Here is a 14,155-nt window from a genome sequence, read left to right on the forward strand (position 1 = left end):
GCAGCCTACGGCAGCTCCTACGCCAAACACAAACCCCCGTAGGAGCTGCCGAAGGCTGCGATCTTTTCTGGTGTCGACGCGAATCTCGACCACGGCGTTCACACTCTTGGCGCCGGCACTTGATCGAGCAGTTGCTTGAGTACTTGATCGACGTCCAGCCCTTCTATGTCCAGCTCCGGCGCAATCCGCACACGGTGACGCAACACCGCGAGGGCGCAGCCTTTGATGTCATCCGGAATCACAAACTCGCCGCCACGTAACAACGCTCGTGCCCGAGCGCAGCGCACCAGCGCAATGGAAGCCCGAGGCCCGGCACCGAGGATCAGGCCCGGCCAGTTGCGGGTGGTGCGGGCCAGGCGCACGGCATAGTCGAGCACCTGATCGTCCAGCGGCAGATCGCTGGCGATGCGTTGCAAAGCCAAGACGTCTTTGGCTTGCAGCACCGTGCGCAGCGGTTGCACATCGAGCATGTCGGCCCGGGTCGAGCGACTGACCTGGCGGACCATGTTCAACTCTTGCTCGGCGTCGGGATAATCCATGCGCACCTTGAGCATGAAGCGATCGAGCTCGGCTTCCGGCAATGGGTAAGTGCCTTCTTGTTCGATGGGGTTTTGTGTGGCGAGCACCATGAACGGTTGCACGATGGGTAGGGCGCGGCCTTCGAGGGTGACTTGCCGTTCCTGCATGGCTTCGAGCAGCGCGGCCTGGGTTTTCGCCGGGGCGCGGTTGATCTCGTCGGCCAGTAAAAGGTTGGTGAACAACGGACCTTTGCGCAGTTTGAATTGCTCGGTCTGCAAGTCGTACACCGCATGCCCGGTGACGTCGCTGGGCATCAGGTCCGGGGTGAACTGGATACGCGCGAATTCACCGCCAAAGCAGCGAGCGAGGGCGCGCACCAGCAACGTTTTGCCCAGCCCCGGCACGCCTTCGAGCAGTACGTGGCCACCGGCGATCAGCGCGGTGAGGACGTCGTCGATCACGGTGTTCTGGCCGATCACGGCTTTTTGCAGTTCAGTTCTTACTGCTTGGGCCAACTGGCTGGCGCGTTGGCGCTGCTGGGCGGCGTGGGTCTGTGTGCCGGGCTCGATCTGTTCACTCATAAGGCGTTCCTCAAGGTTTGCAGGTGGGCGACCTGGCGGCTGAATTCAGCGCTGGACAGCCGCTGCTTCGGTCGCGGGCTCATGGCCTGGCTGATAGCGCGTGTGGGTTGGCCGGTCAGGCGTGCGAGCACCAGCCATTGTTCGGCAACGCCGAGTTGTTCATAACCTTGATGACGGCGCCGCACGCGCCGCAGGATGTCTTGCTGCAAGGCGTGCAGCAGGTGGTCCTGACCGTTGCGGCGCAACATGAAATCGGCGCTGGCGCGCAGGTGTTCCTGAAGTTGACGACGGGCCCTTGGGGCTGGTTCCAGCAGCGGACCCTGGCGCACGCCGACGTGCCAGACGCCAAGACCGATCAGGGCAAAAAGGGCGACCAGAGCCTGCGGGAAATAGCGCAGAAGCAAGGTCAGCAGGCCGTCGTGATCGGTATTGAACAGCAGGGTCACGTTCGTGTCTGCGGTCAGGTACCAGAGCAGCCAGGCGTTGTCGTACTGGTCGATGGCCGGGGTTTTCCACAGGTCGGCGTCGGTGACCACGGTGATCGAACCGAGCCCGTGATTGAGCTGCATCATGTGCGTGGCCTTGCCGCTGTTGGCCCAGGCTTGCGCGAGGTTTTTCGGGTCTTCGAGATGGAATGCGGTATCAAAACCGGCGTAGGCCGGCGCGTTTTCGTCTTCCAGATACAGCTTGGTCAGCTTGGGGTAAGGATCGTTGTCGATAGCGGGCGGCGGGTCCTTGAGGTCTTTGCTCAGCGACTGGTGCAGCTGCACCCGGTCGAGCAGCAGGTCATTGCTTTGGCCGGTCTTTTCATCCCACAGCGACTGGGCAACAAACAAAAGTCGCCCGCCGGCCCGGGTCCAGTTCAACAGCTGATCGATCTGGCGCGGGGTCATGTTGTACCGGTCCCCGAGCAATAACAGGCTGTGCTGATGCGGTTCCAGGGTGGGCAGAATGTCGAGGCTGTTGGCGTGGCTGACGGTCAGGTTCTGTTTGCGCAGAAAATGCTCGGCAGCAAGGTAAGGATTGGCCTGGGCTTCGGGCGAGGGGCCGTGATCGATGTCTGCCTGATAGGGCGTCGCCTTGACGTACAGATAAACACTCAGCGCGCTCAATAGCACGGCGATGAACACGCCGACCGCCAGCCAGCGTTGCCGGTTCAACGCAACGCTCCCGGGCCGAACAGGGCTCGCCAGCCGTCACAGAGTTCCTGTTGCAAATGCGCGGGCGGCAGGCGATGCCCGTAGGCCATGTTCTGCCAGTGCCCGGTCAGGTTTTTACTGAAGGCCAGCAAGGCAGGTTGTTGCAGGTGTTCGATGCGCTGAAGAACTTCGCCTTCGGTGTCGGCGGGTTTGAGCGCCATGTTGAAGTCGTGCAGCAAGTGGCTGAGCAGACCGCGATAGAGCAATCCGAGCGCCTCGCGAGGGTGGGTTTGCCAGAGGCGTTCGGCGCTGGCGGCGATGTCGGCGGGCAGGGTTTCGCGGTTGAGGTCCAGGCCGAAAGCCTGTTGCGGTAATGGCCGCGCGACCTTGCTGTTCAAGGCCGGTCGACGGCTGACGAAGGCTTGTAACCAGTCACGGTAATGCCAGATCAATAAACCAATGGCACCGATCACGACACCCCACAACACAACTTCAATCAGCGTGGCCGCTGCGCCGAAGCGTTGGTTGTCCAGAAGCTTGAGCAGCGCCTCCAGCCATTCGGGTGTTTGGTCATCGTCCGCCGTGTCGGCGTCTGGTTTGTCCTCGCCAAACCGATAGCGCGTGACCGATTCCTTGTTCCTGAATGGAGGCTGATCGAGGATCGCCTTGATGCTGTCCCGGGATGCCTGACTGGTCAGTGGCTGGTCCAGCAGGCGTGGGCTGTCGGGTGAAATGACTGGCTCGGCGGCCCATACGGTTTGTGCTGTCGGCATCAACAGGAACGCCGCCAGCAGCAGGGTGACGGCGGCGCTGCTCAAGCGTTGGCGCATGCGGCGGAACACCAGCTCGATATCCCAGGCCTCCAGCACCGTGCGCCGATTCAGATAAAGGCTGAAGCCGCAGGCGACATAAACCGGTTCCCAGACAATGAGCACCAGTGCGTAAAAGGCATTGGTCAGGTGTTCCAGCCATCGCCAGTCCTGTGTAGCGGCGGTGATCAAGGTCTGCCAGCTCCAGTCGAGTTCGACCTGTTGCGGCAAGAACATGTAGAACAGCACCATCAGGCCGATCCATAACGCGCTTTCCAGATGCACGCCGATGATCGTCAGCCACTGCGCGGCGCCGGCATTGCGTTGCAGCAGCACCCGCAAGCGCTGTTGTCGCGCTTGCCCACTCAGCCCTTCGAGTTGCACCACCGGCATCAGGAAACTGCGACTCAGGCTCAGTCGTCGCCAGGTCAGACTCGCCAGCAGTTGCGGTTTGAGCAGCTGCGGAAATTGGCGTAGCGCCTGCTGCAGGGTGGGCGTTTCGCCGAACATGGCTTTGGACAGTATGTACAGCGGCAGGCGGTCGAACGCCGGTTTCAGCCACCAGAAAATGAACACGGCGAGGGACGGCGAATCCCACAGCACCCAACTGAGCAGTGCGAAAATCGGCAAGGTCACGATGGCCCAACTGGTCATCAGCAGACGCCGGTGTCGCTGGCTCAGCAGGACGCCCAGGTCCATGGCTTCCCAGGTTGTGCGCGGGCGGATGACAACCGTGGCGTCACTCAGGCGCATGGCGGGTCCGTCCGGCAAACAGCAGGTAAGTCGCCACCAACAACCAGAGCGCTGCACCGACCAGGTATTTGGTCATTGGCGAGACCCCGATCGTGGACGACCAGTACGCTTCGATAAATGCCGCAATCAGCAGAAACAGCATGACCCCGCAAATCAGCAGCACGCTCTTGCGTGCCGCCAATCGCAGGGCTTCGGAGCGGGGCAGGCGCCCCGGCGCGATCAATGCCCAACCCAATTGCAGGCCGGCGGCACCGGCCAGTGCGATAGCACTCAGTTCGAAGGCGCCGTGGCCAACAACGAATGACCAGAAGGTTTGCCCGTAGCCGATGTGCGTCAGGTGCCCGGCCACCGCGCCGATCATCAAACCGTTGAAGAACAGGAAAAACGCGCTGCCCAGGCCAAACAACAAACCGCTGGCGAAGGTCTGAAAGGCAATGCCGATGTTGTGCATGATGTAGTAACCGAACATCACCCAGTCTTCACTGGCCGCCCGTTCCGCCGAACGCCCCAGGTGACCGGCCTCGGGGTCGTACATGCCTTGCATCTCGCTGACCTGCTCGGCCGGGATCAGGTTGTAGACGAAGTCCGGAAACAGATACACCAGCACTGCGATGCCGATCAGGCTGCCAAAAAACATCAGGCCGGCGGCGAGCACGAAGCGCCACTGTTCGCGCACCAGTCGCGGGAAGTCAGCCAGGATGAAGCCCAGCACGTTGGCGCTCAGTCGACTGCGGTGGCGATAAAGCTGTTGATGTCCGCGCAGGACCTGTTGCTGTAATGAGTCGATCAGAAAGCTGCTGTAACCACGTTCCTGTGCCAGCGCCAGATGCTGGCAGAGACGACGATAATCGCTGGGGAAGCGGGCGACTCGCTGTGCTTCCTTGCCTTGCTCCAGCTGTTCAAGCACGAGGGTAAATTGCTCCCATTCGGCCTTGTGGCGAGTTTCGAAAAGGCTTTGCTTCATGTCGGGCCCAACAAGCCGCGGGCGATGCCATTGAGTTCGTCCACGGCCCCTGGCGCCGACACCTGCAACGGTTGCGCGAGTATGGCCGCCAGCTCTTTGACCCGTGCTTCAGAAAGTTCACCCTGGCGCTCGGCAAACCCGAGGATGGCGCGTTGTTCGGTCAGCGTCAGCGCAAAGGCCGGGCGCCGGGGCTGGACGGCGGGCAGTTGTGGGCGGGCGAGCGGCTGTTCGCGGTAGATCACCAGCGTGCCGGCAGCCAGATCGCCGAGGCGCTTGAAGGTGGGATGTTGCAGGCAACTGATGGCGCCGAGGAAATAGCCGAACGGCAGCATGTCGACAAATCGCAGCAGGTTGCGCAGCAGCGAAGCAGACCAGCCGATCGGCGTGCCATCGTCCTGCACCACCCGCAGGCCCATCCATTGCTTGCCTGGCGAACGCCCCTGATTGAGCACTTCGAACAGCACCATGTACCACCAGCTCACCACGAACAACAGAATCGAGCCGAGCCCTGCACCGAGTTTCCCGAGGAACGCCAGGACAATGAACAGCAGGCCGACGATCAACCCGCGCAGCCCGAGATCGATGGCGAACGCCAGCGCACGAACCATCAACCCGGCCGGGCGCAGTGGCAGATCGATGCCTTCCGGCGTTTCGACTTGATACCGCGTATCCAGTGGCGGGGACAGCGTCGCTTTCCTTGGCAGTGCTGTGGTCTCGAGCATGGGCAACCTTGATGTGGCCTGTTCGGGATTCGATGTCCGTCCGATGCTAGCAGCCTCTCGGGGGAAAACGACATAACTATGTATTGCACGGTAAGTGGCCAGAGGTGATTGAATGACGAGATTACTGGCCGGGGCGGGATGTGAACGCCTAGACTTCGCCGATCTTCAGTTCAGGAATAGCCCGTGACCTCTATCTTCTGGTACGACTATGAAACCACTGGCATCAACCCCCGTTGCGACCGCCCGCTGCAAATGGCGGGGATTCGCACTGACTTCGATCTCAATGAAATAGACGAGCCGGTCAACCTTTACTGCCAGCCCAGTGAAGACATCCTGCCCCATCCGGCGGCTTGCGCGATCACGGGGATTACGCCCGGCCGACTGGCCGAGCAAGGCCTGAGCGAAGCCGACTTCATGACGCGGGTGCATGCCCAACTCGCTGCGCCCGGCACGTGCGGGGCGGGGTACAACACGTTGCGTTTCGATGACGAGATGACCCGTTACAGTCTTTACCGAAACTTTTTCGACCCTTATGCGCGCGAGTGGCAGGGCGGTAATAGCCGCTGGGACCTGATCGATGTGGTGCGTGCAGCCTATGCCTTGCGCCCTGACGGCATCGTTTGGCCGACGGACGACGAGGGGCGGATAACGCTCAAGCTCGAACGCCTGACCGCCGCCAATGGCATTGATCACGGAAATGCTCACGAAGCGCTTTCGGACGTTCGCGCCACCATCGCCCTGGCGCGTCTGATCCGGGAAAAGCAGCCGAAGTTGTATGACTGGTTGTTTCAGTTGCGCGGTAAACAAAAGGTGATGGATCAGATTCGTCTGTTGCAGCCGATGGTGCACATCTCCGGGCGCTTTTCAGCGGCGCGCAGTTATGTCGGTGTGGTGCTGCCCTTGGCCTGGCACCCGCGCAACAAGAACGCCTTGATTGTCTGTGACCTGCACCTGGACCCTCAGGGCTTGCTCGATCTTGATGCCGACACCTTGCGTCAACGGCTGTATACCCGCCGCGATGACTTGGCCGAGGGCGAGTTGCCGGTGCCGCTCAAACTTATCCACATCAACAAATGCCCGGTGGTGGCGCCGTTGTCGGTACTTCGCTCTGAAGATCAGCAACGTTTGGGGCTGGATATGTCGCTCTACCAAGAGCGTGCGCTGCGGCTAAGTGACGCACAAACAGTTTGGCGAGATAAAGTTCAGGCGATTTATGCCAGCGAAGATTTCACCTCGAGCCAAGACCCTGAGCAGCAGTTATACGATGGTTTTATCGGTGATCGGGATCGGCGCCTATGTGAACAAGTCAGGTCTGCCGACCCGGCTCAATTAGCGCAACAACAATGGCCTTTCGATGATGAACGATTGCCTGAATTATTGTTTCGATATCGCGCACGCAACTTCCCCGACACGTTGAATTTCGAAGAGCAAGAACGCTGGAGAATATTCTGTCAGCAACGTTTGTCAGCACCCGAGTGGGGGGCGCCAAATACGCTGGAAACTTTTGTAGAAGCCGCAGCCCAATGGAGTATTACGGCTACATCGTTTCAGCGAGAGGTGCTGAATGAATGGCAGAATTATGTCGAAGGATTACGCAAACGTTTGAATCTTTGAAATCGAAAATGTTCGGGGGCTGAATACCGGGCATAAAAAAACGCCAGCAGATGCTGGCGTTCTTTTTTGTCGCGGATGAGTCTGCGACAAGCTCTGCGGCTTAGCCCAGCAGGGTAGCCCAGCCTTCAACCACGTCACCGCCCCACTTGGCTTTCCACTCTTTCAGCGTTTTGTGGTTGCCACCTTTGGTTTCGATGACTTCGCCGTTGTGCGGGTTTTTGTATTGTTTAACTTTGCGAGCACGCTTGGTGCCAGTAGTTTTTACTGCGCCGCCGCGTGGTGCTTTGGTTTTGGACTCTGGATCCAATAGCGCAATGATGTCACGCAGAGACTTGGAGTACTCGCCCATCAGGGTGCGCAGTTTGCCTTCGAATTCCAGCTCGGTTTGCAGTTTGTCGTCTTGGGACAGGTTCTTCAAACGGGCTTGCAGCTCTTTGATAGCTTCTTCGGTGGCGCGGTATTCGTTGATCAAGGACATGAGGACTACCTTATGTTGGGGCGCTGGATGGCAGGTGACAGTGCGGCAATAATAGTCAGGGTGTTTCACCAAGTAAACATTTAACCGGAGTTTTATTTAAATTAGTTACGGTGAATAGGCATAAATTACCGGTGTAGTTAAATAGTGTGATGCAGTCATCACGAATATTCACAATTGGGCACTTGAAGATTGGCAACAGGAACACCATCGCGCGGGTTGCAGGTGCTACCAGAACCTGTGCCGCTTACCTTTGTGTCGGGCCAAACGTCATCAATACTGCAGTTTTGCTGCGCAATCGCTAGAATGGCCGCCTTTGCGAAGTTCTGGAGTTTGACCCTCATGCGCACTTTTCGGCTGGTGATTGCTTGCCCGGACCGCGTCGGCATCGTTGCTAAAGTCAGTAACTTTCTGGCGTCACATAACGGCTGGATCACTGAAGCGAGCCATCACTCGGACAATCTCAGTGGCTGGTTCTTCATGCGTCACGAAATTCGTGCCGATTCGCTGCCCTTTGGTATCGATGCCTTTCGCGAAGCGTTTGCACCGATTGCCGAAGAGTTCTCGATGAACTGGCGCATCACCGATACCGAGCAGAAAAAGCGCGTGGTACTGATGGCCAGTCGCGAGTCTCACTGCCTCGCCGACTTGTTGCATCGCTGGCACAGTGATGAGCTGGATTGCGAAATTTCCTGCGTGATCTCCAACCATGACGACTTGCGCAGCATGGTCGAGTGGCACGGGATTCCGTATTACCACGTACCGGTCAATCCGCAGGATAAAGAGCCGGCCTTCGCCGAAGTCTCGCGCCTGGTCAAACAACACGATGCCGAAGTGGTCGTACTTGCCCGCTACATGCAAATCCTGCCGCCCGAGTTGTGCAGCGAATATGCTCACAAGGTCATCAACATTCACCACAGCTTCCTGCCGTCGTTCGTCGGTGCCAAGCCGTATCACCAGGCATCGATGCGTGGCGTGAAGTTGATTGGCGCTACTTGCCACTATGTGACCGAAGAGCTGGATGCCGGTCCGATCATCGAACAGGACGTCGTTCGGGTCAGCCACAGTGACAGCATCGACGACATGGTGCGTTTCGGTCGGGACGTCGAAAAGATGGTGCTGGCCCGTGGTCTGCGTTATCACCTGGAAGATCGGGTGCTGGTGCACGGCAACAAAACCGTGGTGTTCTGACAGCGATACAACACGGTTGAAATTAGAAGGGCCTGGGCGTTCAATCGCTTCAGGCCCTTCGCCGTTTCTGCACTGAGGACATGACCATGGCCGATCCGCTGGACAAAGCGACCTCCAAGGCTCCTGCCACGTTGGGCGAGGGGTGTTTGAGTCGTTACGACCCGGATGACATGAACCCTGAAGACGGCACGGAGTTTCCCGGTGCCGCCGAGTTGTGGGAACAGTTGAATCCGGAGTCCAACGAAGAAATCGGGGAGGCCTAAAAAGATCGCAGCCTGCGGCAGCTCCTACATGGATCGCGTACCCCTGTAGGAGCTGCCGCAGGCTGCGATCTTTTAGGCCTGTTTGAATTTCATCAACTTCTTCAGCAGCGGCCGCCCAAGCATCAGTAAAAATACCGGCCCGCCGACTACCAGATAAAAGTAATAAGTCACCGCCCGCCAGATCAGAATCGCCGCCGCCGCGGTGGATTTTCCTACCATCGGCGCCAGCAGCGCCGCCGAGGTTAGCTCCGCCGCCCCGGCACCGCCCGGCAACAGGCTGAACTGCCCCGCACTTAGCGAGAGCATCTGGATCAGAAAGCTCCAGGCCCACTGCAAATCCGCCCCGAGCCCACGCAACGCCAGATACAGCACGCTATAGCGCAAGATCCAATGCAGGCAAGTCAGGGCAAACACCGTGATGAGCGTCTGAAAAGGCAGCTTCAGTGTGTCCGTGAACGCCGCCAGAAAGTGCAGGAGTTTTCGCGCCCAGCGTACGCGCGTGGTGGCTTTGACATTCAGGCGAGCGAGCAATCGACCGCTCAGACGAATCAGTACTCGATGGTAGCGGGCGACCACCACGCAACTGAACAACCCGCCGAACATCGAAATGGCGCTGACGGTCAGCAGCCATTCCATGCGTTGGCTGAGGTGCTGGAACAACGCATAAATCAGGATTCCGCTCAGCGCACAAAGAAAAAAAAGCAAATCGCTCAGCTGATCCATGGCAAACACGGCGCTGCCCCTGGCCGGACGCACGCCATTGCGCGCCAGCAGCGCCATGATGGTCAGCGGTCCGCCGCTGCCGCCGGGGGTAGCGCAATAGGCGAATTCGGCGGCCATCACCACCCCGAGACTTTTCAGCGGGCCCACCTTGTCGCGCTGATCTCCTAGCAACAGGCGCAAGCGCATCGTGTTCAGCACCCAGCACAGCAGGATCATGCCGAACATGATCAGTAACCATGTCAGCGGAAAGCTTTGCAGTCGATACCAGGTTTCGTTACCGCCCAGCAGCGACGGAATCAGCACCGCAGCGAGCAGCGCGACGAGCAGCAGAATCCCGCGACTCATGCGGCGCGACCCATACGGTCGCTTTGCAGCGCCAGCCAGCGTGCCTTGGTCATCGGCACACGTCCCTCGTCGAGCAAGCGCTTGAGGGTTTGCAGCCAGTAAGTGCGCGAGAACTCGTGGCGCATATCCACCGGGTGCAAGCCAAGACGAATCACCGGTGCTTGCTGCCAGCGTTGCTCGCGTTGATCGCTGACGAACTTCGACAACCCCCGGCGCCAGGCACTGCGCGCACTCCAGACCAGGCCGGGCGCATCGACCTCGGTGAAGTCCGGCAGACGATACAGATGCTGAGGATCGCTGGTGTAACTCAGGGGTAACTGGCGCAAGGCCTGGCGCGTCCCTTCGCTCATCAACCAGGCCGGGGCGACGAAGCCCTCCAGCGGCCAGTGATAACGGTGGAACACTTCGATGCCGGCGCGCAGGCGGGCGAGGGCGGCTTCTTGAGACAGGCTGTAAAACTCGCCTTCGTGGGTGTAGATCCTGCGCATGAACCAGTCTCGTGGCGTGTTGGGGGTGGGCTCTTCATCGCAATGAAAGTAACCGTGCAATGCCAGTTCGTCACCTCGGGCGATACGACGGGTGAGTAAACGTCGAAATCCCGGATGCCCCTCCAGATCGTTGTGTTTGTGGAAATTGGGCACCACCAACCAGGTCATCGGCACCTCGCCCAAGGCGTCGACGGCTTCGACAAAGGGTTGATAATCGGCCCAGGTTTGCGGTGCGACGTCGTGCAAGACGAGTAACAGGCTGGGCGGGTTCATGGGCTCAACCATTGGCCGTCAGCGGCAAGTGGCTGCCGAGCACGGCGTGATAGTGCCCCAGCAGGCTGTTGACTACCGTGTCCCAGGAGTAATGCCGCTCGACATGGCTGCGGGCCTGTTTGCCCAAAACGACGCTGCCCGAACTGAACAGCTCGCGTACGGCGTTGGCCATCGCCAATGGATTATTCGGCGGGCAGAGCAGGCCGCATTGATCGGTGATGATTTCCTGAAAGGCCCCGGCCGCCACGGCCACCACCGGAATGCCACTGGCCATGGCTTCAAGAACCACCAGGCCGAATGTTTCCTGATCACCTGCATGCAGCAGCGCATCGGCGCTGGCCATCAATCGCGCCACGTGTGCCGCCGGACAGAACTCACCGATCACGGTAACGTTGTCGGGCACTGCGGCCGGCATCGACGAACCTACCAGCAGCAGGTGATAGCGTCGGCCCAGGCGTTTCATGCAGTCGAGCAGCACCGGCAGGTTTTTTTCCTTGGAGCCGCGCCCGGCGAAGATCAGCAAATGAGTGTTTTCATCAATGCCCAATTCGGCCCGCAGGCCTGTGTCTCGTGCAGAGGGATTGAAGGTTTGCAAGTCGACGCCCAGCGGTTGCACGAAAACGTTCTTCACCCCCAGTCCGATCAGCTTGTCGGCCATGATCTGGCTGGGCGCCAGAACCCGATCGAAGTTGCCATAGAGTTTGCTGACATAGGCTTCGACGTTGGTGGTGACCCAGTTGCCCATCCGATTGCTGACCAGCAGTGGCAGGTCCGAATGATAAAAGCCGATCACCGGGACATCGAGTTGCCGCCGGGCGTCGAGGGCCGCCCATGCGGTGAGGTAGGGGTCGCCGACCTCGATCAGGTCGGGCTGTAAATCCTGCAGAACATTGCGCCATGGCGCGAGACGGAGGGGGAATCGATAACCCTTGCCAAAGGGCAGGGCGGGGGCCGGAACCGTGTAAACGCCATCCTGTTCACTTAAGTAAGCCCCGGGGATCAGCAGGCTGTGGCGAATGCCCGGCTTGATGCCCAGGCGACGGTGTTTTGCATCCAGATAAGTGCGCACGCCACCGCTGGCAGGGGCGTAGAACATGGTTATGTCAGCGATATGCATGATGAACATCCCTCCGGTCCGTTGGGCTCCCTTGGTTGACCTTTATGAAGGATAGATGTTCGGTTGGGGTTTTGTGGCGGGGGAGGGGCAGCGGGGTTTTGCGGTGTGTTACAGACCGCTATCGCGAGCAGGCTCGCTCCCACAAGGTCTGGCGCTGTACTTGTGGGAGCGAGCCTGCTCGCGAAGAGGGCGGATCAGACACTAGATACGGAAACTTCCCACCAACTGTTTCAGGCGCGCCGCCTGCTGCTCAAGATCCGAGCACGCCCGCAACGTCGATTGCAGGTTTTCCACCCCTTCCTGATTCAGTGTGTTGATCTCGGTAATGTCGACGTTGATCGACTCCACCACCGCAGTCTGTTCCTCGGTCGCCGTGGCCACCGACTGGTTCATCCCGTCAATCTCGCCAATACGCAACGTCACGCTGTTCAACCGCTCACCGGCCAGGTTGGCGATTTCGACGCTGTCCTGACTGTGGCGCTGGCTGTCGCTCATGGTGCTGACGGATTCGCGGGCGCCGATTTGCAACTCCTCAATCATGGTCTGCACCTGCTGCGCCGATTCCTGAGTGCGGTGCGCCAGGTTGCGCACTTCATCGGCCACCACGGCAAAACCCCGACCGGCTTCACCGGCACGTGCTGCTTCGATGGCCGCGTTCAGCGCCAGCAGGTTGGTTTGCTGGGAGATGCTGGTGATCACTTCGAGAATCTGCCCGATGTTCACGGTTTTGCTGTTCAGCGATTCGATGTTGGTGCTTGAGGCGCTGAGCATGCTCGACAGCTGATTCATCGCGACAATGCTGCGATCCACCACTTGCTGACCATCTTCGGCCAGGCTGCGGGCATCGCTGGCCTGACTCGATGCTTGTGCTGCGTTGCGGGCGATTTCCTGAGCGGCGGCGCCGAGCTGGTTGATCGCCGCGGCCACGCTGCTGGTGCGCGAAGCTTGTTGGTCGGAGTTGAACATCGAGGAGTTCGAGGCGGCCACTACACGCAAAGCCACTTCGTTGACTTGCCCGGTGGCCGACGACACTTCGCGGATCGAACCATGAATGCGTTCCACGAAGCGGTTGAACGCGGTACCGAGGACACCGAATTCGTCGTTGTTCTGGATGGTCAGGCGTTTGGTCAGGTCGCCTTCGCCGTCGGCGATGTCTGCCATGGCGCGGGTCATGACGTGCAGCGGCTGGATCAGGATGCGGATGAGCATGCCCAGCAGAGCGATGATGATGGCCACGGCAATGACCGTCGCAACGACTGCCGAGGCGCGGAATTCGCTGAGCATCGAGAAGGCTTTATCTTTATCTACCGACAGACCGATGTACCAGTTGACTGATGGCAGGCCTTTGATCGGGGTGAAGGTGACGATGCGGGTTTTGCCGTCGACCTCCACTTCACTGAAGTCGCTGCTCAGGCGCGGGGTATTTTTCGGGTATGCCTCGCTCAGGGACTTCATCACCATGGTTTTGTCCGGGTGGACCAGAATCTTGCCGTCGGCGCTGACCAGAAACGCGTAACCCATGCCGTTGAAGTCGCGGGCGCTGAGGGTGTCGATCAGGGTTTGCAGGCTCAGGTCGCCGCCCACCACACCCACGCTTTGCCCGGCTTTTTTCGAGGCGGTGGCGATCGAGATGATGGTTTGGCCGGTGGCCGCGTCGATGTAGGGTTCGGTCAGTGTGGCGGTGCTGCTGCTTTCCGCGCCTTTGTACCAAGGGCGAACCCGTGGGTCGAAGCCGTCGGGCATCTTCGCATCCGGGCGGATGGTGAAGTGGCCGGTGGCGTCGCCCAGGTAGGACGCCATGAAGGTCGACGTCAGGGCTTTCTGCTCAAGCAGGCTGGAGACGGTGGCCTGTTCGGGGTTGATGGCGATGTTCTGGGCGAGGTTGTCGATCAGCAGGATACGACCGGCCAGCCAGGTCTGGATGTTGTTGGCGGTGACGTCTCCCATCTCATTGAGGTAGTTATCCAGGTCTTCGCGAATGGCGTTGCGCTGCAAATAGTCGTTGTACAGCGTGAACGAGGCGAAGGCGGCAATGACGATCAGGGCGGCGGCAAGCAGGATTTTATGGCTGAAGCGCAGATTTTTGTTCATGGCTCGGGGTGTCCGCTAAGGTCTTATTGTTCGGGGCGTGTTGCTGTTAATGCGCGCAAAATGAGTGCGCAACGGAGCGAGTCGGTAA

At 59.6% G+C, this 14,155-nt stretch carries 13 protein-coding genes; 3 read left to right on the forward strand and 10 right to left on the reverse strand.

The window, feature by feature from the left end; translation table 11 throughout:
- Window positions 1-98: 98 nt before the first annotated feature.
- From ACIQU2_RS18250 to ACIQU2_RS18270, 5 genes are read right to left on the reverse strand one after another with little or no spacing between them, the layout of a single operon-like run.
- Window positions 99-1,100 carry an AAA family ATPase gene (locus tag ACIQU2_RS18250; RefSeq protein ID WP_403143089.1) on the reverse strand — a complete coding sequence of 334 codons (1,002 nt, stop codon included), beginning with the start codon at window positions 1,098-1,100 and terminating at the stop codon, window positions 99-101.
- A complete protein-coding gene (locus tag ACIQU2_RS18255) occupies window positions 1,097-2,260 on the reverse strand; it encodes a DUF4350 domain-containing protein (RefSeq protein ID WP_403143091.1) in 1,164 nt (387 codons plus the stop codon). The genes ACIQU2_RS18250 and ACIQU2_RS18255 overlap by 4 nt, the downstream gene beginning before the upstream one ends.
- On the reverse strand, window positions 2,257-3,801 hold the full coding sequence (locus ACIQU2_RS18260; RefSeq protein ID WP_403143093.1) for a DUF4129 domain-containing protein: 1,545 nt from the start codon (window positions 3,799-3,801) through the stop codon (window positions 2,257-2,259). The genes ACIQU2_RS18255 and ACIQU2_RS18260 overlap by 4 nt, the downstream gene beginning before the upstream one ends.
- Window positions 3,788-4,765, reverse strand: a complete 978-nt coding sequence (locus ACIQU2_RS18265) for a stage II sporulation protein M (RefSeq protein WP_403143096.1) — start codon at window positions 4,763-4,765, stop codon at window positions 3,788-3,790. The genes ACIQU2_RS18260 and ACIQU2_RS18265 overlap by 14 nt, the downstream gene beginning before the upstream one ends.
- The gene (locus ACIQU2_RS18270) at window positions 4,762-5,487 is read right to left on the reverse strand and encodes an RDD family protein (RefSeq protein ID WP_403143098.1); all 726 of its coding nucleotides are present in this window, start codon (window positions 5,485-5,487) and stop codon (window positions 4,762-4,764) included. Before ACIQU2_RS18270 ends, ACIQU2_RS18265 begins: the two co-directional genes overlap by 4 nt.
- Before the next feature lie 183 nt (window positions 5,488-5,670).
- Between ACIQU2_RS18270 and sbcB the strand changes: the two genes are divergently transcribed.
- Window positions 5,671-7,101, forward strand: coding sequence for an exodeoxyribonuclease I (gene sbcB / locus ACIQU2_RS18275; protein WP_403143100.1), 1,431 nt, complete (start codon window positions 5,671-5,673; stop codon window positions 7,099-7,101).
- Between the two features lie 100 nt (window positions 7,102-7,201).
- On the opposite strand, the gene mvaT is transcribed toward sbcB, so the two are convergent.
- Entirely contained in the window at window positions 7,202-7,579 is a 378-nt protein-coding gene (mvaT, locus tag ACIQU2_RS18280) for a histone-like nucleoid-structuring protein MvaT (RefSeq protein WP_007933316.1), read from the reverse strand.
- Between the two features lie 339 nt (window positions 7,580-7,918).
- Here mvaT and purU point away from each other — a divergent pair, with 339 nt between their 5' ends.
- Both purU and ACIQU2_RS18290 read left to right on the forward strand, forming a co-directional pair.
- Entirely contained in the window at window positions 7,919-8,767 is an 849-nt protein-coding gene (gene purU, locus ACIQU2_RS18285) for a formyltetrahydrofolate deformylase (RefSeq protein WP_074879520.1), read from the forward strand.
- 86 nt (window positions 8,768-8,853) lie between these two features.
- Window positions 8,854-9,030, forward strand: a complete 177-nt coding sequence (locus tag ACIQU2_RS18290; protein ID WP_347806216.1) for a hypothetical protein — start codon at window positions 8,854-8,856, stop codon at window positions 9,028-9,030.
- A 72-nt stretch (window positions 9,031-9,102) separates the two neighbouring features.
- Here the strand turns inward: ACIQU2_RS18290 and ACIQU2_RS18295 are convergent, their stop codons facing one another.
- The 4 genes from ACIQU2_RS18295 to ACIQU2_RS18310 form a co-directional block, all read right to left on the reverse strand.
- Window positions 9,103-10,098, reverse strand: coding sequence for a YbhN family protein (locus tag ACIQU2_RS18295; protein ID WP_403143103.1), 996 nt, complete (start codon window positions 10,096-10,098; stop codon window positions 9,103-9,105).
- A complete protein-coding gene (locus ACIQU2_RS18300) occupies window positions 10,095-10,871 on the reverse strand; it encodes a DUF2334 domain-containing protein (RefSeq protein WP_403143105.1) in 777 nt (258 codons plus the stop codon). The genes ACIQU2_RS18295 and ACIQU2_RS18300 overlap by 4 nt, the downstream gene beginning before the upstream one ends.
- A complete protein-coding gene (locus tag ACIQU2_RS18305) occupies window positions 10,864-11,985 on the reverse strand; it encodes a glycosyltransferase family 4 protein (RefSeq protein ID WP_403143109.1) in 1,122 nt (373 codons plus the stop codon). The genes ACIQU2_RS18300 and ACIQU2_RS18305 overlap by 8 nt, the downstream gene beginning before the upstream one ends.
- Before the next feature lie 192 nt (window positions 11,986-12,177).
- Complete coding sequence (locus ACIQU2_RS18310; protein WP_403143111.1) at window positions 12,178-14,067, reverse strand: methyl-accepting chemotaxis protein; 1,890 nt, start codon at window positions 14,065-14,067, stop codon at window positions 12,178-12,180.
- Window positions 14,068-14,155: the final 88 nt, after the last annotated feature.

Source organism: Pseudomonas sp. NPDC098740 (assembly GCF_044760065.1).
In the GTDB taxonomy this organism is placed as follows: domain Bacteria; phylum Pseudomonadota; class Gammaproteobacteria; order Pseudomonadales; family Pseudomonadaceae; genus Aquipseudomonas; species Aquipseudomonas rossensis.

Bases quoted from the DNA above. Each gene is read 5' to 3' on its own strand.
- ACIQU2_RS18250 (WP_403143089.1), bottom strand. From the start codon at position 1,100: ATGAGTGAACAGATCGAGCCCGGCACACAGACCCACGCCGCCCAGCAG.
- ACIQU2_RS18260 (WP_403143093.1), bottom strand. From the start codon at position 3,801: ATGCGCCTGAGTGACGCCACGGTTGTCATCCGCCCGCGCACAACCTGG.
- ACIQU2_RS18265 (WP_403143096.1), bottom strand. From the start codon at position 4,765: ATGAAGCAAAGCCTTTTCGAAACTCGCCACAAGGCCGAATGGGAGCAA.
- ACIQU2_RS18270 (WP_403143098.1), bottom strand. From the start codon at position 5,487: ATGCTCGAGACCACAGCACTGCCAAGGAAAGCGACGCTGTCCCCGCCA.
- mvaT (WP_007933316.1), bottom strand. From the start codon at position 7,579: ATGTCCTTGATCAACGAATACCGCGCCACCGAAGAAGCTATCAAAGAG.
- purU (WP_074879520.1), top strand. From the start codon at position 7,919: ATGCGCACTTTTCGGCTGGTGATTGCTTGCCCGGACCGCGTCGGCATC.
- ACIQU2_RS18290 (WP_347806216.1), top strand. From the start codon at position 8,854: ATGGCCGATCCGCTGGACAAAGCGACCTCCAAGGCTCCTGCCACGTTG.
- ACIQU2_RS18295 (WP_403143103.1), bottom strand. From the start codon at position 10,098: ATGAGTCGCGGGATTCTGCTGCTCGTCGCGCTGCTCGCTGCGGTGCTG.
- ACIQU2_RS18300 (WP_403143105.1), bottom strand. From the start codon at position 10,871: ATGGTTGAGCCCATGAACCCGCCCAGCCTGTTACTCGTCTTGCACGAC.
- ACIQU2_RS18305 (WP_403143109.1), bottom strand. From the start codon at position 11,985: ATGTTCATCATGCATATCGCTGACATAACCATGTTCTACGCCCCTGCC.
- ACIQU2_RS18310 (WP_403143111.1), bottom strand. From the start codon at position 14,067: ATGAACAAAAATCTGCGCTTCAGCCATAAAATCCTGCTTGCCGCCGCC.